Source organism: Nocardioides sp. Root140, from assembly GCF_001426745.1.
Lineage (GTDB): Bacteria > Actinomycetota > Actinomycetes > Propionibacteriales > Nocardioidaceae > Nocardioides.
Genome location: NZ_LMFI01000013.1, coordinates 59,724 through 77,479, shown reverse-complemented (window position 1 = coordinate 77,479; position 17,756 = coordinate 59,724). Strand labels below are relative to the sequence as shown.

At 71.2% G+C, this 17,756-nt stretch carries 18 protein-coding genes; 8 read left to right on the top strand and 10 right to left on the bottom strand.

The window, feature by feature from the left end:
- The first annotated feature begins 10 nt into the window (after nt 1–10).
- The 4 genes from ASD30_RS21700 to ASD30_RS21685 all read left to right on the top strand — a co-directional run bounded on the left by ASD30_RS21700 (nt 11) and on the right by ASD30_RS21685 (nt 4,720).
- A complete protein-coding gene (locus ASD30_RS21700; protein WP_056687066.1) occupies nt 11–1,663 on the top strand; it encodes a thiamine pyrophosphate-binding protein in 1,653 nt (550 codons plus the stop codon).
- The gene (locus ASD30_RS21695; RefSeq protein ID WP_056687063.1) at nt 1,660–3,066 is read left to right on the top strand and encodes an MFS transporter; all 1,407 of its coding nucleotides are present in this window, start codon (nt 1,660–1,662) and stop codon (nt 3,064–3,066) included. Before ASD30_RS21700 ends, ASD30_RS21695 begins: the two co-directional genes overlap by 4 nt.
- Entirely contained in the window at nt 3,063–4,010 is a 948-nt protein-coding gene (locus tag ASD30_RS21690; RefSeq protein WP_056687060.1) for an alpha/beta hydrolase, read from the top strand. Before ASD30_RS21695 ends, ASD30_RS21690 begins: the two co-directional genes overlap by 4 nt.
- Nucleotides 4,011–4,126: 116 nt before the next feature.
- On the top strand, nt 4,127–4,720 hold the full coding sequence (locus ASD30_RS21685) for a TetR/AcrR family transcriptional regulator (RefSeq protein WP_056687057.1): 594 nt from the start codon (nt 4,127–4,129) through the stop codon (nt 4,718–4,720).
- 1 nt (nt 4,721) lies between these two features.
- Here ASD30_RS21685 and ASD30_RS21680 read toward each other — a convergent pair whose 3' ends face one another.
- From ASD30_RS21680 to ASD30_RS27865, 5 genes are all read right to left on the bottom strand, one after another.
- Nucleotides 4,722–5,912, bottom strand: a complete 1,191-nt coding sequence (locus tag ASD30_RS21680) for an alpha-hydroxy acid oxidase (protein ID WP_056687054.1) — start codon at nt 5,910–5,912, stop codon at nt 4,722–4,724.
- Nucleotides 5,909–6,889 (bottom strand): zinc-binding dehydrogenase, encoded by a 981-nt coding sequence (locus ASD30_RS21675; protein WP_200951213.1) that lies wholly within the window; start codon nt 6,887–6,889, stop codon nt 5,909–5,911. Before ASD30_RS21675 ends, ASD30_RS21680 begins: the two co-directional genes overlap by 4 nt.
- Nucleotides 6,889–7,221 carry a hypothetical protein gene (locus ASD30_RS21670; RefSeq protein ID WP_082564074.1) on the bottom strand — a complete coding sequence of 111 codons (333 nt, stop codon included), beginning with the start codon at nt 7,219–7,221 and terminating at the stop codon, nt 6,889–6,891. The genes ASD30_RS21675 and ASD30_RS21670 overlap by 1 nt, the downstream gene beginning before the upstream one ends.
- A 92-nt stretch (nt 7,222–7,313) precedes the next feature.
- Nucleotides 7,314–7,631 carry a DUF202 domain-containing protein gene (locus ASD30_RS21665; protein WP_056687051.1) on the bottom strand — a complete coding sequence of 106 codons (318 nt, stop codon included), beginning with the start codon at nt 7,629–7,631 and terminating at the stop codon, nt 7,314–7,316.
- Complete coding sequence (locus tag ASD30_RS27865) at nt 7,628–8,026, bottom strand: YidH family protein (RefSeq protein ID WP_056687048.1); 399 nt, start codon at nt 8,024–8,026, stop codon at nt 7,628–7,630. Before ASD30_RS27865 ends, ASD30_RS21665 begins: the two co-directional genes overlap by 4 nt.
- A 135-nt stretch (nt 8,027–8,161) precedes the next feature.
- On the opposite strand from ASD30_RS27865, the gene ASD30_RS21655 reads away from it, so the two are divergent.
- Nucleotides 8,162–9,112 carry a formylglycine-generating enzyme family protein gene (locus ASD30_RS21655; RefSeq protein ID WP_235532654.1) on the top strand — a complete coding sequence of 317 codons (951 nt, stop codon included), beginning with the start codon at nt 8,162–8,164 and terminating at the stop codon, nt 9,110–9,112.
- Nucleotides 9,113–9,118: 6 nt separating this feature from the next.
- Here ASD30_RS21655 and ASD30_RS21650 read toward each other — a convergent pair whose 3' ends face one another.
- The gene (locus ASD30_RS21650) at nt 9,119–10,711 is read right to left on the bottom strand and encodes a FadD3 family acyl-CoA ligase (RefSeq protein WP_056687044.1); all 1,593 of its coding nucleotides are present in this window, start codon (nt 10,709–10,711) and stop codon (nt 9,119–9,121) included.
- 122 nt (nt 10,712–10,833) lie between these two features.
- Between ASD30_RS21650 and ASD30_RS21645 the strand changes: the two genes are divergently transcribed.
- Nucleotides 10,834–11,460 carry a TetR/AcrR family transcriptional regulator gene (locus ASD30_RS21645; RefSeq protein ID WP_056687041.1) on the top strand — a complete coding sequence of 209 codons (627 nt, stop codon included), beginning with the start codon at nt 10,834–10,836 and terminating at the stop codon, nt 11,458–11,460.
- A 38-nt stretch (nt 11,461–11,498) separates the two neighbouring features.
- On the opposite strand, the gene ASD30_RS21640 is transcribed toward ASD30_RS21645, so the two are convergent.
- The 4 genes from ASD30_RS21640 to ASD30_RS21625 are packed head-to-tail and all read right to left on the bottom strand — an operon-like array spanning nt 11,499 to nt 15,626.
- The gene (locus ASD30_RS21640) at nt 11,499–12,596 is read right to left on the bottom strand and encodes an acyl-CoA dehydrogenase family protein (RefSeq protein ID WP_056687038.1); all 1,098 of its coding nucleotides are present in this window, start codon (nt 12,594–12,596) and stop codon (nt 11,499–11,501) included.
- Nucleotides 12,597–12,598: 2 nt separating this feature from the next.
- Nucleotides 12,599–13,579 carry an acyl-CoA dehydrogenase family protein gene (locus ASD30_RS21635; protein ID WP_056687033.1) on the bottom strand — a complete coding sequence of 327 codons (981 nt, stop codon included), beginning with the start codon at nt 13,577–13,579 and terminating at the stop codon, nt 12,599–12,601.
- A gap of 2 nt (nt 13,580–13,581) precedes the next feature.
- A complete protein-coding gene (locus ASD30_RS21630; protein ID WP_056687028.1) occupies nt 13,582–14,748 on the bottom strand; it encodes an acyl-CoA dehydrogenase family protein in 1,167 nt (388 codons plus the stop codon).
- Nucleotides 14,745–15,626, bottom strand: a complete 882-nt coding sequence (locus tag ASD30_RS21625; RefSeq protein WP_056687025.1) for an enoyl-CoA hydratase — start codon at nt 15,624–15,626, stop codon at nt 14,745–14,747. The genes ASD30_RS21630 and ASD30_RS21625 overlap by 4 nt, the downstream gene beginning before the upstream one ends.
- 125 nt (nt 15,627–15,751) lie before the next feature.
- Between ASD30_RS21625 and ASD30_RS21620 the strand changes: the two genes are divergently transcribed.
- The gene (locus ASD30_RS21620; protein WP_056687022.1) at nt 15,752–16,933 is read left to right on the top strand and encodes an acyl-CoA dehydrogenase family protein; all 1,182 of its coding nucleotides are present in this window, start codon (nt 15,752–15,754) and stop codon (nt 16,931–16,933) included.
- Nucleotides 16,930–17,727 (top strand): SDR family oxidoreductase, encoded by a 798-nt coding sequence (locus ASD30_RS21615; protein WP_056687017.1) that lies wholly within the window; start codon nt 16,930–16,932, stop codon nt 17,725–17,727. The genes ASD30_RS21620 and ASD30_RS21615 overlap by 4 nt, the downstream gene beginning before the upstream one ends.
- The last annotated feature ends 29 nt before the right edge of the window (nt 17,728–17,756 follow it).

Below are 17,756 nucleotides of genomic sequence, written 5' to 3'. Positions count from 1 at the left end.
GGTGAACCCAATGACCTGGAACGGAAGCGACGCGATCGCGGCCGCTCTCGACGCTCTCGACGTGGAGACCGTCTTCTTCGTGCCGAGTGCGCACAACCTGCCGATCCTCGACGCGATCGAGCGCCGCGGCATCCGAACCGTCGGCTGCCGCCACGAGCAGGGCGTCGCCCACGCGGCCGACGCCCATGCGCGCACGACGGGCACCCTGGCCGTGGGTGTGGTCAGCGGTGGGCCGGGAACCGCCAACACCATGGGCGGGATGTATGAAGCGCACTTCGCGTCGTCGCCGGTGCTGCTGATCACCAGCCAGGTCGAGAGTGCCCACCTCGGCAGGGGACGCGGCTACGTCCACGAGGCCGAGAGCCAGGCGGAGATGCTGGCGACCGTCTGCCGCGAGGTGGTCACCGAGACCACCGCCGAGGACCTTGCCGAGACGGTGCTGCGACTGGCCCGGGTGGCCTGCACCGGCCGCCCCCGGCCGGTCGCCCTCGAGGTGCCACTCGACCTCCAGACCGCCACCGTCACATCACTCGACGATGCCGCACTGATCGAGAGCGCACGTCGCCCGCTGCGGCGTACGGCGCCCGACGCCGCGAGCCTCGAAGCCGCCGCCCGACTGCTGGTCACCGCGGAGCGGCCGGTGATCTGGGCCGGCGGGGGAGTGATCCGCTCCGGTGCCGCCGACGAGCTGCTCGAGCTGGCCCGCCGCTGGCAGGCACCGGTGCTGACCAGTCGCGAGGGCCGCGGCGCGATCAGCGAGCTCGACGTGCTGAGCATCGGCTCCTACGCCACCCTGCCGTCGGTCAGGGACTTCCTCGCGGACTGCGACGTGATGCTTGCCGTGGGCACCCGGTTCCAGATGTATCCCACCGCGCAGTGGCAGCTGCCGATCCCACAGGCCCTGGTGCACCTCGACGTCGACCCCACGATCATCGGCCGCAGCTATCCCGCGGCGGTCAGCCTCGTCGCCGACGCGCGTCTCGGACTGACGGCCCTCACCGACCTGGTGGGCGAGCCCGACGAGGCCGTGGCCACCAGCCGCAGTGACCACCTCAAGGCCGGGCAGGAGGCCGCCGCCGTGGCACGCGACGTGGTGGTCGAGCAGGCCGGCCCCGACCACCTGCGGATCAGTGCCACGATCGCTCGGCACCGACCGACCGACGGCGTGCTGGTCTGCGACGCCACCGTGCCGGCCTACGTCTGGGGAGACCGGCTGGTGCCGATCGCCGCACCACGTACGTCGATCCGTTCCGCCGCGGCAGGCATCGGGCCCGGCATGGCGATGGCACTCGGCGCCGCCACGGCCTCCGACTCGCACACCGTGCTGCTCCAGGGCGACGGCGGCTTCATGCTCGGCATCGCGGAGCTGGCCAGTGCGGTGCAGGCGAAGTCACGCATCGTGGTGTGCCTCTTCGACGACGGCGGCTACGGAATGCTCCGCGACATCGACGCCCTCAGCGGTGGGGGATCCGGCAGCGGGTTCGACCTGGCGACACCCGACTTCTTCGCGGTCGCCACGGCCTTCGGCGCCAGGGCGGCGCGGGTGTCGAACCCGGACGAGTTCGAGGCGGAGTTCGTGGCCGCCCTCGACCACGACGGACCGACCCTGCTCCACGTCGACCTGCGCGCGCTGACACCCCTGCGTCGTACGTGGGGCACATGAGCGCCGCAGTCCCGACCGTGCGCGAGCGGGCCCTCGTGCCCACGCTCGTTCTCATCGCCTCCTCGACCGCCGTGGTGGCCAGTCTGGGTGCGCCTCTGGTGCCGATGATCGCCCGTGACGAAGGTGTCTCCCTCTCGAACGCGCAGTGGATCCTGACCGTCACCTTCCTCACCGGCGCGGTGACCTCGCCGATCATCGGGCGCCTCGGCGGCGGCCGCCACCGACGACCCGTGATCCTGGCCGGGCTGCTCGCCGTCTGTCTCGGCTCCGTGCTGGCCGCGCTGCCGCTGGGCTTCGGCGCCATGGTGTTCGGCCGGGTGCTCCAGGGAGTGGGACTGAGCCTGACCCCGTTGGCGATCGCGGTCGCCCGCGAGCTCGTCGCCGAGGAGAAGCAGCTGGCCACGCTGGCCACCCTGTCGATCACCACCGTGGCCGGCGCGGGCATGGGCTACCCGTTGGCCTCCTACATCGTCCAGGAGTACGGCGTCTCCGCGGCGTACTGGGTGGGAGCCGCCATGGCGGCCCTGACCCTGGCCGCGGCGGTGCTGGCGATCCCGGCCAATCGCGGCAGCGAGCCTCGCCCTCTCGACCTCGTCGGCGCGGTGCTGCTCGGTGGAGGCGCCGGAGGACTGCTGCTCGGTGTCAGCCAGGCCCACCACTGGTCTGGTCCGCTGACGATCGGCATCGCGCTCGCCTCCCTTGCCATGCTCGCCGCCTGGGTGCGCTGGACCCTCGCGCGCAGGGACCCGCTGGTCGACCTGCGCCTCGCCACCAGGCACGGTGTGCTCGGCGCCAACGTCACCGCGCTGCTGGCCGGATGCGGAATGTACATGCTGATCACGATGGTGGTCCTGATCGTGCAGGCGCCCACCGCGACCGGCTACGGCCTCGGACACTCGCTCACCGTCGCCGGCCTGATGCTGGTGCCGTTCTCCTTCGCAAACGTCCTGGGCAACCGCATCCTGCGCGCGCTGGACCGACGTGTCGCCCCCGACATGCTGCTGCCGATCGGCTCCTGCCTGTTCCTGGTGGCCACCCTCGTGCTGGCCGGATTCCGGGACACCCTGTGGGGCTGCGTGCTGGCCATGGTGATCGGCGGCCTGGGAGCCGGGGCGTCGTTCGCCGCCATGCCGCGACTGATCGTGCGCTTCACGCCTGCTGGGGAGACGGGCAGCGTGATGGCGTTCAACCAGATCCTGCGCTACCTCGGCTTCTCGGCCGGCAGCGCCCTGGTCCTGGCCGTCCTTCAGCTCTACGCCGGTCCCGACGGTGCACTGACCGCGACCGGCTTCACCGTGGCGGCACTCGCCGCCTCGGCGGTGTCGGGCGTGGCCGCGGTGCTCGGCTTCGTGCTGGCCCGGTCCGTGACCGACCCCGAACCCACCCTCCAGGAGGTGCGATGACCAACCCAGAGATCGACGACATGCTGGCCCTGCTCAACGCGGGCTTTCCCCGTGTCGAGGAGATGACCGGCGCACAGGCCCGCGCGGCCGTGGCGGCCAGGCGTCAACCCGTCACCAACCTCGACGACGTGGCCAGTGCCGACGACGTGTCCATCGAGGCCGCGCACGGCCAGATCCCGGCCCGCGTCTACCGGCCGCACGGCAACTCCGCCGACCGGCCGGTGGTGGTCTTCTTCCACGGTGGCGGCTTCGTGTTCTGTGACCTCGACACGCACGACGGTTTCTGTCGCGCGATGGCCAGGGGCACCGATGCCGTGGTCGTGTCCGTCGACTACCGGCTGGCGCCCGAGCATCGGGCCCCCGCGGCGGCCGAGGACGCGTTCGCCGCCACCCGGTGGGCGATCGAGCACGCAGCCGAGCTGGGCGGGGACCCGCACCGCGTGGTGGTGATGGGCGACAGTGCCGGCGGCAACCTCGCCGCAGCGGTCTGCCTGATGGCACGCGATGACGGCGGCCCGATGCCCGCCGCACAGGTGCTGGTCTACCCGGTCATCGACCCGGCCTGCGACTCGGAGTCCGCGCAGCGCTACGCGACCGGATACTTCAACACCCTCGCCGCCACCCGTTGGTACTGGACCCAGTACCTGCCCGACGACGGTGTGCTTCCCGAGCCCACGGCGTACGTCGCACCGCTGACGGCCGCGACCCTGAGCGGGCTGCCGCCCGCGATCGTGGTGACCGCCGGCCTCGACCCGCTGTGCAGTGAGGGGGAGCAGTACGCCGCTGCACTGGCCGACGCCGGTGTCCCCGTCGTGCACCGCGGCTACGACGACCTCTTCCACGGGTTCCTCACCATCTTGTCGATGCGTGCCGCCGTAGGGCCGCGCGAACAGCTCTGGGGTGACCTGGCGGCGCTGCTGGAGAGGACACGGGTCGCACCGTGACCGACGCCCGAGCCTGAGGCGTCGGCAAAGTCGTCGCTCGCCACGTCCCAAGAACACGCCGGATCGTGGGTACGCTACGACGCAGCCGAAATCACTAGCCAGACAAGGTCTCCCACGTGCCGCCCACTGATCGCAGGTCCAGGATCCTGGAATCGGCAGCCGCGCTGTTCGCCGACAAGGGCATCAACGCGAGCACCGTGCGCGACATCGCCGACGGCGTCGGCATCCTGTCCGGCAGCCTCTACCACCACTTCGACTCCAAGGACGCGATGGTCGAGGCCATCGTCGTCGAATACCTCGAGGCGCTCACCCAGCGCTATGCCGAGGTGGTGCTGCCGGAGCTGGACGCACGAGCCCGGCTGCACGCGCTGGTGCTGGCGTCGCTGCAGGTCGTCGACGAGCACGAGCACGCCAGCGAGATCTACCAGGCCAACCGCAAGTACTTCGAGACCAGCGACCGGTTCAAGTCCGTGCGCGACCTGGCCTCGGCCGTCCACCTGGCCTGGGCCGGGGTGATCGACTCGGGAGTGAAGAGCGGCGACTTCCGCTCCGACGTCAACCCGCGCGTCTTCCACCGCTTCCTGCGCGACGCCGTGTTCCTCGCTTCACGGTGGTACCACCGCAGCGAGGTCTACGGCATCGAGGAGCTCGCCGACGACACCGCGCGCATCTTCCTCGACGGCTTCACCGTCGCACCCACCGCTGGCTGAGTCAGACCACCATCGGCTGCACGTGTGAGCGGTCGAGGCTCGCCACGTCGGCCACCCCCATCAGGGTGAGCGTGCGCACGATCTCGTCTCGGAAGATCTCCAGCACGTGCTCCACGCCCTCCTGTCCGCGCGCGGCCAGGCCGTAGACGTAGGGCCGGCCGATCCCGACTGCAGTGGCACCCAGCGCGAGCGCCTTGACGACGTCCGTTCCTCGTCGTACGCCGCCGTCCAGGAACACCGGCACGCGGCCGCCGACACGCTCCACCACGGCGGGCAGGGCGTCGAGGGCAGCAGGGGCGCCGTCGAGCTGGCGGCCGCCATGGTTGGAGACCAGCACGCCGTCGGCGCCGAGCTCGACGGCACGCTGGGCGTCGTCGGCCTCGAGGACTCCCTTGAGATAGACCGGCCCGTCCCACATGTCGCGGATGCGGGCGAAGTCGTCCCACCCCAGGTCGGGTCGTAGCAGCGTCTGCTGCGCCCGGGCCGAGGCCACGGCCGCCTTGGTGCCGCGCTCGTCGACCAGCATCCGCGACGTGATGCGTTGGTGCCGCAGGAAGCCGTAGGCCCAGCGCGGGCGGACGGCGGCGCTGAGAGCGCGAGCCGGGGTCAGTGTGGGCGAAATCCCCATGCCACGCTTGCGTTCGGCCAGACGGTTGCCTGCCACGGGTACGTCGACGGTGACGAAGAGAGCGGCGTAGTCGGCATTGCGTGCCCGGTCGATGAACGCCTTCGAGAGCGGCTGGCCGGTGGTCTGGCTGGTCCAGGGGTAGAGCTGGAAGAAGTGGTTCTCGTCGGTCGCCTCGGCGACTTCTTCCACGGTCCAGCTCGACGCGGTGCTGATCACCGCCCGGGTGCCCGCCGCCTCCGCGGCCCGTGCGGCAGCGCGTTCGCCCTGCCAGTGCACGAGGCCGGTCATCCCGGTGGGGGAGAGGAACACCGGCAGCGAGAGGTCGGTGTCGCCGACCTTGGTCGCGACGTTGGTGCCGGTGTGACCGGTCAGCACGCGCGAGCGCAGCGACCAACGGTCGAAGGCGTCCTGGTTGGCGCGCAGGGTCAGCCCGGACTCGGCGCCGCCGTCCACGAACGCCCACACCATGCCGGGCAGTGCCCGCCGGGCCCGCTCCCGGTAGTCCTCGACGGTGATCGGTCCGCCGCTGCGGGCGGACAGGGCGAAGCGGAGGCCGCCGCTCATGACGCCACCCTCAGGGTGACCTTGGCGGTCTCGGAGGTGGGGGCGGTGGCGAGCTCGAAGCCCTGCTGGACCCGGTCGACGTCGAACGTGTCGGTGACGAACATGTCCACGAGGGCGGGGTGCGCGGCCAGGTAGTCGCCGGCCTTCTCGAGCATGGCCCGACGTTGGAGGGTGGCTCCCGATCTCAGTGACAGGTTCTTGCGGAGCAACAACTGCATGTTGACGGGATAGTGGGCGTCATCGGGGATGCCGAAGTAGAAGATGTGGCCGCTCGGAGCTGCGGCCTCGAGGGCATGGTTCAGTGTGGACATGTTGTGCCCGATCGCCTCGATCACCACGTCTGGCCGGTCGGCGTCGCTCAGCTGACCGGCCCAACGGCTCGTGTGCAGATGCGCCACCTCGTCCGCGCCCATGCGCAGGCCCAGGACGGTGCGGTCGAGGCGGTCCACGCCGACCACCGACCGAGCCCCCGCCGTACGCAACACGTGGTTGAACAGCAGGCCCATGGGTCCTTGCCCCAACACGGCGGCCCGGGAGCCTGCGACCTCCGGGAGCTGATCGACGGCGAAGAGCACACAGGCCAGGGGCTGCAGCATCACGGCCCGCTCGGGGCTCAGCTGCGGGTCGAAGGAGAAGAGGTCGTCACCGAGGCTGATCGTGAACTCGGCAAGGGCATTGAGGCGAGATCCCCAGCCGACGACGTGGTCACCGACCCGGTGCCGCGGATCGCGAGTGGCGACCACCTCGCCCACCACTTCGTGCAGTGGCGAACCGGGCGGACTGCCGGCACCGGGCTCATCACGTTGCTTGAGGGTGAGCAGGCCGTTGAAGACGGGGAGGTCGCTGCCGCAGATCGCCCCGGCCAGGACCTTGAGGAGCACCTCGCCGCCGACCAGGTCGTCGGCCCCGGGGCGTGGCGTCTCCACCTCGACGAACTCCCTGGGGCGGACCAGCTGCTGGGCCCGCATCGTCGCCATCAGTGGCCGATGCCGTGGCCGGACGGACCACTGTCCGGGTCGGTGTTGACCGGCATCGGGTCGGAGGACTGGATCGGCAGGTCGCCGTTCGACACGGCCGCCCGGATCGAGTCGCCCAACCGCGCGCAGCCGCCGAAGAGCCGGCCGTCCTCGGTCCATCCCGTCGCGCTGCGTTCCTCGCAGACCCGCAGGCCGTCGGCGTGCCACTGGATGCTGGTCTGCTCCCAGCTGCTCTTGCGCACCTCGACGAGCGCGGAGCAGGATCGGCACGCCACCGGCCACATGGGGCCGTCCTCGAGTCTCACGTCGGGCCGGATCACTTGCTCGCTCATCGGGGCTCCTGTGTCGTGGGTGCGTGCCCCGCAAGTCTCTCCACGGCTGGTCGTGCTGCCGGGAATGTCCCGCTCAGCGAAACCGGGGCTCCTCACGACAGCAGGAGCACGGTCGTCTCGGTCAGGCACAGGAGGCAGGTCGCCACGGCAACGGTCAGCGGGGCCCGGCCCCCTCGGCGTCGACGGGCCGCCCGGGTGCCTCGGGTACGCCGGTAGCGGCCGCGGCTCTCGACGAACACCCACAGGCTGAGCAGGAAGGCCGGGCCGAGGACGGTGAAGGCGGCGCCCCCGAGATCGCCGTACGTCAGGCGGGCCAGGATCGCCGCGCACACCATGAGGCTCAGGGCGGTGCGTTGCCACGCCAGGGCGGTGCGTTCGTTGGCCAGCCCCGGGTCGGCCGCGACGTTCACGCGACCGACGCGATCACCACGACGGCCGCGCAGACCACCAGGCCGGTGAAGAGGGCGCCGAGTCCGAAGCCCGGCAGCGGCGCGGAACGGCGCATGGCCCGCTCCGCACGCGACCAGCGGATCCACGCGATCACGGCGCACAGTGCGCCGGTCACCGTCAGCAGGATCGCCAGCAGGTGCTGCGACTCTGCCCTCAGGGGCAGGTCGACGGCGTCGATGGCGACGCCGGCGGCGAGCAGCGCCAGCGCCGTCCGGATCCAGGCCAGGAACGTGCGCTCGTTGGCGAAGCTGAACCGGTAGTCGGGTTCGGATCCTGCGCCGTACACGGACTCGGGCCAACGGCCGTCGGGACTCCGATTCCCTTGCGTGGTCTGCGCTACCGGGTCGCTGTCCATGGGTGCGGCCACTCCTGTGCTCGGTCGTCCGGGTCTCCGGCGAAGTCAACGCCGACGGCTCCCCGGCGCGTGGAAATGTCCCACTCAGCGAACCCGCTGCAGGGGCCGGTCGGTGCCGGGACCAGAATCGGCAGCGTGAACGAACCGTCACCCTGTTGCTCCCCGGGCCGTCCCGCCGACGGGCCCGCAGAGATCCGGCCCCCGGCGCACGCCGTCGCGCGACCGCGCAGCACGCGTGGCCAGGTGCGGATCCCGGCCGGTGACTTCGCGATGGGCGACCCCTTCGGCGAGGGCTACGCCGGCGACGGCGAGACCCCCGTGCACCGGGTGCACCTCGAGTCGTTCTGGATGGACGCGACCACGGTCACCAACGCCGCCTTCGCGGTCTTCTGCAAGGACACCGGCCACGTCACCGAGGCGGAGGAGCTGGGCGTCTCCGCGGTCTTCCACCTGGCCTTCCGGGGCGAGCGCTCCGACGTGCTCCAGCAGGTCGCCGAGGCGCCGTGGTGGCTGGCCGTCAAGGGTGCGTCGTGGCGGCAGCCGGGCGGTCCCGGTTCGAGCATCCAGGACCGGCAGAACCACCCCGTCGTGCACGTGACGTGGAACGACGCGTCGGCGTACGCCGCCTGGGCAGGCAAGCGCCTCCCGACCGAGGCCGAGTGGGAGTACGCCGCACGAGGTGGACTCGACGGCGCCCGGTTCGCCTGGGGCGACGAGCTGACACCCAGAGGCCGCTGGCAGTGCAACATCTGGCAGGGCGACTTCCCGCGCAGCAACACCGAGGACGACGGCCACCTGGCCACCGCGCCGGTCAAGACCTACCGGCCCAACGGACACGGCCTGTGGCAGATGGCCGGCAACGTCTGGGAGTGGTGCGCCGACTGGTTCGACCCCGGCTACTACGAGGTCAGCCCGGCAGTGGACCCGCGAGGCCCCGACACCGGCGCGGCCAGGGTGATGCGCGGTGGCTCCTACCTGTGCCACGACTCCTACTGCCACCGCTACCGGGTCTCCGCCCGGTCGAGCAACACACCCGACTCGGCCAGCGGCAACATGGGCTTCCGCTGCGCCAACGACGACGCCTGACCAGGGTCAGGCGTCGTCGCGCAGGTCCCGCTTGAGGATCTTGCCGCTGGCGTTGCGCGGGAACTCCGCGACGGTGACGATCTCGCGGGGCACCTTGAAGTTGGCCAGGCGCGTCTTGCAGTACGCCGTCAGCGCGGCGACGTCGATCGTGGCGCCGGGCCGGGGCACGACGTACGCCCGGCCGACCGAGCCCATCCGCTCGTCGGGGATGCCGATGACGGCGCACTCCACGACATCGGGGTGGCTGGTCAGCACGCCCTCGATCTCGGCGGGATAGACGTTGAAGCCGCCGACGGTGAACATGTCCTTGATCCGGTCGGTGATCTTGAGGCAGCCGTGCTCGTCGAGGCGGCCCACGTCACCGGTGTGCAACCAGCCGTCGGGGTCGATCGCCTCCGCCGTGGCTGCCTCGTCCTCGAAGTAGCCGAGCATGACGTTGTCGCCCCGCAGCAGGATCTCGCCGTCCGCGCCGACCGCCACGTCGTCGCCCTCGGCGTCGACGGTGCGCACCTCGATGCCGGGGCAGGCCGGACCGGTGGTCTCCGCGACGTGCAGGGGATCCTCGTTGGGCCGCGACTGGGTGGCGACCACGCACTCGGTCAGTCCGTAGGCCTGGGCCACCTGGTCGAAGCCGAGCACCTCGAGCATCTCCTTGAAGAGCGTCTCGGGCACCGAGGCGGCACCCGCGATGGAGAAGCGCAACGACGACAGGTCGAAGTCGGCCAGGCGCGGGTGGTTGATCAGGGTGAGGAAGATCGTCGGCGCACCGGGCAGCACGGTGATCCGCTCGCTCTCGATGAACGCCATCAGCTCCGGCGGGTCGAAGGTGCGCACCGGATAGATCGTCGTACCGGCGGTGAGGCAGGCCATGATGCCTGCCTTGTAGCCGAAGCTGTGGAAGAACGGGTTCACGATGGCATAGCGGTCGGCCTCCGTGAGGGAGGCGCCCGTGGCCCAGACGTCGGCCACCCCGATCGTCTGCCGGTGCGCGCTCATCACGCCCTTGGGCAGGCCGGTGGTGCCGGAGGTGTAGAGGATGTCGCAGACCGTCTCGGAGGTGACCGTGGCCTCGGCCTCGGCCAGTGCCTCGGGGGTGACGGACTCGGCACCGGCCAGGAACCGGTCCCAGCCGATGGTTCCCTCCTGACCGGTCGAGCCGAGGTCGACGACGGTGTGCAGGTGGGGGAGACCCGCGACCGGACCCTCGCCCGACTCGGTGCCGTCCTCGACGGACTCGGTCAGCATCGTGAAGTAGTCGGCGCCGAGGAAGCCGTTGACCAGCACCAGGGCGCTGGCCCGGGCGCGCTCGAGCACCACCCGCGCCTCGCGGCCGCGGTAGCGGGTGTTGAGCGGCACCACCGAGGCGCCGATCACCTGCGCACCCAGCAGGGCGAGCACGAACTCGAGGCGGTTGGGCGCCCAGATCGCCACCCGGTCGCCCGGTCGTACGCCGGCCGCCAGATAGGCCCGCGCCGTACGACGCGACTCGGCCGCGAGGTCGGCGTAGGTGAGCCGCTGGTCGCCGTCGACGACCGCAGGGGAGTCGCCGAAGCGCCGGGCGCTGTCGTCGATCAGTGCGGGCACGGTCAGATGAGACATGCCAACTCCTTACTGAACAAGTGCTTGTTAGGTATCCTAGTCACGGAACGTGGCCTCGAGGGCCGCAGGCAGGGCGCAGGAGCAGACTCCCGCACCGCCACCCCATGAGAAGGGATCTGTCGATGACGCCACGAGGCAACGAGAAGGCCGGCCGTGCCAACGGCAACGGCCAGGGCTCGGCCCGGCGTACGGAACTGCTCGCCCTGGCGGCCGAGCTCTTCGCCACACGCGGGTTCTCCCAGACGACCGTGCGCGACATCGCGGACGCTGCCGGCATCCTGTCCGGGAGCCTCTACCACCACTTCGACTCCAAGGAGTCGATGCTCAACGAGATCCTGCGCGAGTTCCTGACCGGCCTGCACGACACGTTCCGCACGATCGTCGACGAGTCCGGCACCCCGCGCGAGACCCTGGACGAGCTGGTGCGGGCGAGCTTCGTCGCCATCGACGGGCAGCGGCACGCCGTCGCGCTCTACCAGAACGAGTCCAACCTGCTGATGACCCAGCCGGAGTTCGAGGTCGTCGCGAAGACGAGCCGCAAGATCGAGCGGGTCTGGCTGCAGGTGCTGGTGCAGGGGCGTGAGTCCGGAGACTTCCGTGCCGACCTCGAGAGCGGCGTCATCTACCGGTTCATCCGCGACGGAGTGTGGTCCGCGGTGAAGTGGTACAACCCCCGCGGCAAGCTGCGTCACGACAAGGTCGCCGAGCAGTACCTCGCGATGCTGCACGGCGGGCTGCTGGCCGGCTGAGCCCCGACCCGCCGGCTGCTCGACCGTGGACCGCATAGTCATGCCGGCAGCAGGCTGCGCCGGTGCTCGCGCGCGGAGCCGAAGAGCTCTCCGGTGGCGTGGGCGCGCTTGAAGAAGAGGTGCGCGTCGTGCTCCCAGGTGATTGCGATGCCACCGTGCAGCTGCACCATCTCGGCGGCGACTTCTGCGAACGCCTCGGAGCACCAGGCCTTGGCCAGGGCGGCCTGCCGCACGACGTCGGCGTCGCCCTGCGCAGCGGCCCACGCAGCCGACCAGGAGATCGACCGGGAGGTCTCCACGGCCACGAGCAGGTCGGCGACCCGGTGCTTGAGCGCCTGGAACGACCCGAGCGGCCGGCCGAACTGCTCGCGCTCCTTGAGGTGCGCGACGGTGCGGTCGAGGGCGCCCTGTGCGCCGCCCACCTGGAGCGCGGTCACGGCCACGGCCGCTTCCGCGCGCAGGGTGGCCAGCTCGTCGGTGAGCACGCCGCCGACCGGGGTCGCCGGTGCGCCGTCGAACGTGACGGTGTCGAGCTGCAGGGTCAGGTCGAGCGCGGGTGTGGCCGTGCGCTCGACTCCCGCTGAGAGGTCGGCCTCGAAGAGTCGCGGGCCGTCTTCGGTGGCTGCCACGACCATGAGCAGGTCGGCTCCGTGCGCGTCGAGCACGAGGGTGGCCGCGCCGTCGAGGCGCCAACTGTCGCCGTCCGCCGTCGCACGTACGTCGGAGCCGTCGGCACGCCACTGACCCGATGCGTCGGCCCAGGCGAGGGCGGCCACGTGGGTGCCCTCGGCGAGCGGCGGCAGCAGGCGCGCGCAGTCGTCGGGCGTGCCGGCCAGCAGCACTGCCCGGGTCGCCAGCACGCCCGACCCGAGCAGGGGAGTGGGCGTCAGCGTGCGGCCCAGCGTCTCGAGGACGACGTGGGTCTCGAAGGTGGAGAACCCGGCGCCGCCGTACTCCTCGGGGATCGCCAGCGCGGCCACGCCGATCTGGCCGCACAGGGTCTCCCAGAGTGCCTCGTCGAAGCCCCGGGCAGCCTGCGTCGCGGCACGCAGGTCGACCTGGCCCGCGCGACGCTCCACGAGGGTGCGCACGGCACCGGCCAGCTCCTCCTGCTCCTCGCTCAGTCCGAAGTGCACGCTCAGCTCCTCATCAGGTGGTCGAGCACCCGGCCGCGGTGGTGGGACGTGCTGCCCCACGCGCCGGCCAGCGCACGGGCGCGCAGGATCCAGATGCTCAGGTCGTGTTCCATGGTGTAGCCGATCGCGCCGTGCACCTGCAGCGCCGTACGCGCCGCGAGGTGGGCGGCGTCGGTGGCGGCCACCTTCGCGGCCGAAACGTCGCGCGTCGCGTCGTCGTCGCCGGACTCGAGCCCCCGGGCCGCGCCGTGCACCAGAGGGCGGGCGAAGTCGAGGGCCACTCGGACGTCGGCGAGGGCGTGCTTGATCGCCTGGTACTCCCCGATGACCCGGCCGAACTGGCGGCGCTGGCCGACGTACGTCACGGAGTCGCGCAGCAGTCTCTCGCCGGTGCCGACCAGGCTCGCCGAGCAGGCCAGGGTGGCCAGGTCGAGACCACGCGCGACGGCGTCGTCGGCCAGGATCTCGCGCGGACCGTCGGCCTCGACGGCCTGCAGCCGGCGCGACGGGTCCACCGAGGTGAGCGCGCGCGTCGACCGCGCGGGGGAGAGCGTGTCTGCCTCGAGGAGGAACACGTGGGTGGCCGACCCGGCGTCGAGGGCGTACGGCGCCAACGGGGGTGCGGCGATCGTGACCCGTGCCGAGCCCTCGGCCACGTCGGCCAGGACGTCGTGGTGCTTCGTGCCAGCCAGCAGCGACGGGGCGAGGGCGACCGACTCGATCCAGGGACCGGGGACGCCGTGATGGCCCAGGCACTCGAAGGCGACCGCGAGGTCGAGGGGAGTGCCGTCGATGCCGCCGGCCTCCTCGGGCACGACGAGGGCAGTCACCCCGAGCTCGGCGAGCTTCTCCCACAGGCGCAGGCCGGCGGTGTCGTCGCCGGCGGCCCAGGCCCGGTTCGCGGCAGGGACGTCGGAGGCGGTGAGCAGGCCGGTCAGGGCATCGCCGAAGGAGCGCTGCTCCGCGGACATGGCGAATCGCATGGTCAGGACCTCTTCTCGCCCCGGGGCAGCCCGAGGATGCGTTCGGCAACGATGTTGCGCTGGATCTCGTTGGTGCCCGCGTAGATCGGACCGGAGAGGGAGAACAGGTAGTCGTCCATCCATCGTCCGCCGTTGGGGGCGGCCTCGCCGCGCAGCTCCTGGTCGGCGCCGAGCAGTGCGAGACCGGTCTCGTGGAGGTCGACGTCGAGGTCGGACCAGAACAGCTTGTTCACGCTGCCGGCCGCGCCCATGTCGCCACCGTCCTGGAGGCGGTCGACGGTGCCCCATGTGTAGAACTGGTAGGCCCGGGCGCCGATCCACGCGTCGACGACGTCGTCGCGCAGCGTGGGGGTCTCGTCGCCCCGCTCGCGCCACAGGTCGAGCAGTCGGTCGGCGGCGGCCATGAAGCGGCCCGGCGCGCGCAGGGAGAGTCCGCGCTCGTTGCCGGCAGTGCTCATCGCCACGCGCCAGCCGTCGCCGGCTCCGCCGAGCACGTCGGCGTCGGGCACGAACACGTCGTCGAAGAAGATCTCCGCGAAGCCCGGGTCGCCGTCCAGCTGGGGGATCGGCCGCACGGTGATGCCGTCGGCGGTCAGTGGGAAGAGGAAGTAGGTCAGGCCGCGGTGCCGCTCGGCGGCCGGGTCGCTGCGGAAGAGACCGAAGCCACGGTCGGCGTACGGCGCACGCGAGCTCCACGTCTTCTGTCCGTTGAGCACCCAGCCGCCACGGGCCTCGTCGCGGGTGGCGGTGCTGCGGATGCCGGCCAGGTCGCTGCCGGCCTCGGGCTCGGACCAGGCCTGGGCCCAGACATCGGTGCCGTCGGCCATCGCGGGCAGGAAGCGCTGCTGCTGCTCGGGCGTGCCGTGCTCGAAGATGATCGGGGCGAGGAGCGAGATGCCGTTCTGCGTGATGCGGGTCGGGGCTCCGGAGAGGTAGTACTCCTCCTCGAAGATCACCCACTCGGTCAGCGAGACCTCGCGGCCGCCGTACTGCTCGGGCCAGGCGACGACCGACCAGCGACCGGAGGCAAGCTTCTTCTCCCACTCGCGGTGTGCCGCGGCGCCGTCGGTGGTGTCCATCGAGGGCAGCCGGCCGGGCGAGTGCTCGGCCAGCCAGGCGCGGGCCTCGGCGCGGAAGGCCTCTTCGTGCTCGGTGAAGTCGAGGCTCATCGGGTGACCGCTCCGTTCTTGTTCGCGGTGGCCATCGCACGGCCGTCGAGGTCGGCCAGCGGGTCGCCGCCCACCTCGACGTTGTGCGCGTGGGCCGCGTGGTGGAGGCCGAAGACGGAGTCGATGCCGGCGCGCAGCCCCTGCAGGTCCTCGGCCTGGTTCACGGCCTTCTTGGTCAGCGCGAGTCCCAGACGGGGCATCGTGGCGATCCTCTCTGCAATCTCCATGACGGTGCGCTCGAGGTCGGCGCGGGGCACCACACGGTTGACCATGCCGAGCTCCTGGGCGCGCTGGGCGGGGAAGCGGTCGCCGGTGAAGAGGAGCTCCTTGGCGGCCCGCGGGTTCATCACCCACGGGTGCGCGAAGTACTCGACGCCGGGGATGCCCATGCGCACCACCGGGTCGGCGAACCAGGCGTCGTCGGAGGCGACGATGAAGTCGCACGACCAGGCCAGCATCAGGCCGCCGGCGATGCAGGCGCCCTGGACCATCGCGATCATCGGCTTGGGGATCTCGCGCCAGCGCCGGCACATGCCCAGGTAGACCTCGGACTCGCGGGCGAAGCGGGACTCGACGCCCTGCTTGTCGACGTGGTCCCAGTGGATGACCGCCTGGCGGGTGAAGCTCTGGTCGATGTCGCGGCCGGGTGTGCCGATGTCGTGACCGCCGCAGAAGTGCTTGCCGTTGCCGGCCAGCACGATCACCTTCACCTCGTCGTCGTCGACGGCGCGGACGAACGCCGCGTCGAGTGCGTAGGTCATCTCGGAGTTCTGCGCGTTGGCGTAGTCGGGGCGGTTCAGCGTCACCACGGCCACCGGCCCGCGCCGTTCGTAGGTGACCACCGAGGTGCTCGCGGCGGTCGGCTCGTCGTGGGGCATCTCTCTCCTCAGTGTCACCTCAGCGGTGGGGAACTGGGACGACACTACCAAACAAGTGCTTGGTTAGGTAAGGTGAGTCCCAGTGGTGGCCGGCCGCCATTCCTGCACCAAGAAGGAGACCTGACGTGGACCTGACCTACTCCGCCGCGGACGAAGAGTTCCGCGACGAGGTGCGCCAGTGGCTCGCCGACAACCTCGTCGGTGACTTCGCCGCGATCAAGGGCCGTGGTGGCTCGGGCCGCGAGCACGAGTCGTACGACGAGCGTGTGGCCTGGAACCAGCATCTCGCCAAGGCGGGCTGGACCTGCCTGGGTTGGCCGAAGGAACACGGCGGCCGCGACCTCAGCCTCTTCCAGCAGGTGATCTTCCACGAGGAGTACGCCCGCGCCGACGCGCCTGCCGGCGTGAACCACCTCGGCGAGGAGCTGCTCGGCCCGACCCTGATCGCCCTCGGCACGGACGAGCAGCGCGACCGCTTCCTGCCCGGCATCGTCAACGCCACCGAGCTGTGGTGCCAGGGCTACTCCGAGCCCGGCGCCGGCTCCGACCTGGCCGGCGTGCGCACCCGGGCCCGCCTCGAGGGCGACGAGTGGGTCATCGACGGCCAGAAGATCTGGACGTCGCTCGCGCACAACTCCGACTGGTGCTTCGTCATCGCCCGCACCGAGCCGGGATCCCAGCGCCACGCAGGGCTCTCCTACCTGCTGGTGCCCCTCGACCAGCCCGGCGTACGCGTCGAGCCGATCCTGCAGCTGACCGGCACCTCGGAGTTCAACGAGGTCTTCTTCGACGGCGCCCGCACCAGCGCCGACCTGGTCGTCGGCGCTCCCGGTGACGGGTGGCGGGTCGCGATGGCCACGCTCGGCTTCGAGCGCGGGGTCTCCACGATCGCGCAGCAGATCGGCTTCGCCCGCGAGCTCGAGGGCGTCGAGGAGGTCGCCCGGGCCAACGGCACGTGGGACGACCCGGTCATCGCCGACAAGATCGCCCGCGCCCGCCTGGGCCTCGAGGTGATCCGCACCCACGCACTGCGCACGCTCAGCTCCTACGACTCCGGCTCGCAGGGCCCGGAGGCCTCGGTCTCCAAGCTGCTGTGGGCCCGGTGGCACCGTGACCTCGGCGAGCTCGCCATGGAGGTGCACGGCGCCCGGGGGCTGACCGTCGCCGAGCCGCCGTACGAGCTCGACCAGCACCAGAGCCTCTACCTCTTCAGTCGGGCCGACACCATCTATGGCGGCTCCGACGAGATCCAGCGCAACATCATCGCCGAGCGTGTGCTCGGCCTACCTAAGGAGCCACGGGGATGACCCGTCCCGAACAGCCTGCCCCCACCTACGTCCCGGGCCACGACCTGCTCGCCGACCGCACCGTGGTCGTCACCGCGGCCGCGGGAGCCGGCATCGGTGCGGCCGTCGTCCGCAAGTGCCTCGAGGAGGGCGCCAAGGCCGTCGTGCTCGGCGACACCCACGAGCGCCGCCTCAAGGAGGCCGTCGACTCGCTGGGGGAGGAGTTCGGCGCCGACCGGGTCACCTCCGTGGTCTGCGACGTCACCAATGACGACGACGTCACCGCGCTGCTCGACGCGGCAGAGGCCTTCGGCGGCGTCGACGTGATGATCAACAACGCTGGCCTCGGCGGCACCGCCTCGATCCTCGAGATGACCGACGACCAGTGGAGCAAGGTCCTCGACGTGACCCTCACCGGCACGTTCCGCTGCGTTCGTGCGGCGTCCAACCGCATGGTCGCCGCCGGCAAGCGCGGCGTGATCATCAACAACGCCTCGGTGATCGGCTGGCGCGCCCAGGACGGCCAGGCGCACTACGCCGCGGCCAAGGCCGGCGTGATGGCGCTGACCCGCTGCGCCGCCATCGACGTCGCCGAGCACGGTATCCGCATCAACGCGGTCTCGCCGAGCCTGGCCATGCACCCGTTCCTGGCCAAGGTCACCTCCGACGAGCTGCTCGCCGAGCTCAAGGGCAAGGAGGCCTTCGGTCGCGCCGCGGAGCCGTGGGAGATCGCCAACGTGATGGTCTTCCTGGCCAGCGACTACTCGTCGTACATGACCGGCGAGGTCGTCTCCGTCAGCAGCCAGCACGCCTGATCCGCTCCACCCACTCTGAGAAACCAACA